This window comes from Blastomonas sp. UPD001, assembly GCF_003426715.1.
Lineage (GTDB): Bacteria > Pseudomonadota > Alphaproteobacteria > Sphingomonadales > Sphingomonadaceae > Blastomonas.
In genome coordinates this window covers 1-521 of the sequence record NZ_QKVT01000189.1, presented here as the reverse complement: position 1 = coordinate 521, position 521 = coordinate 1, and the positions used below count along the sequence as shown (strand labels likewise).

At 69.5% G+C, this 521-nt stretch carries 1 pseudogene; it reads right to left on the bottom strand.

The window, feature by feature from the left end:
- Positions 1-521: pseudogene (locus DM995_RS20510) on the bottom strand (threonine--tRNA ligase); the annotation flags it as partial.

Here is a 521-nt window from a genome sequence, read left to right as displayed (position 1 = left end):
CCAGCTTGCGGTGGTCGCGCTTGGCGGCTTCCTCCAGCATCAGAAGATGCGCATCCAGCTGCTTCTTGGTCAGCCAGCCCGTGCCATAGATGCGGGAGAGCTGCGGGTTCTTCTGGTCGCCGCGCCAATAGGCGCCCGACACCCGCGTCAGCTTGAACGCCGCCGGGTCCAGCTTCCCCGTGCTCGGCAGGTGCGGCCCGCGGCACATGTCCATCCAGTCCTCGCCGGACCAATAGACACTCAGCTCCTCGCCCTCGGGCAGCTCGGCCGCCCACTCGGCCTTGAACGTTTCGCCCTGGTCCCGCCACCGCGCGATCAGGTCGTCGCGGCGCCACACCTCGCGGCGCAAGGGCTTGTCCGCCGCAATGATCCGCCGCATCTCGGCCTCGATCGCCGGCAGCTCCTCGTCCGTGAACGGCCCCCGCCCGGCCGGTGGCGCCAGATCATAGTAGAAGCCATCATCCGTCGCCGGCCCGAAGGTGATCTGCGTGCCCGGATGCAGGGCCTGCACCGCCTCCGCC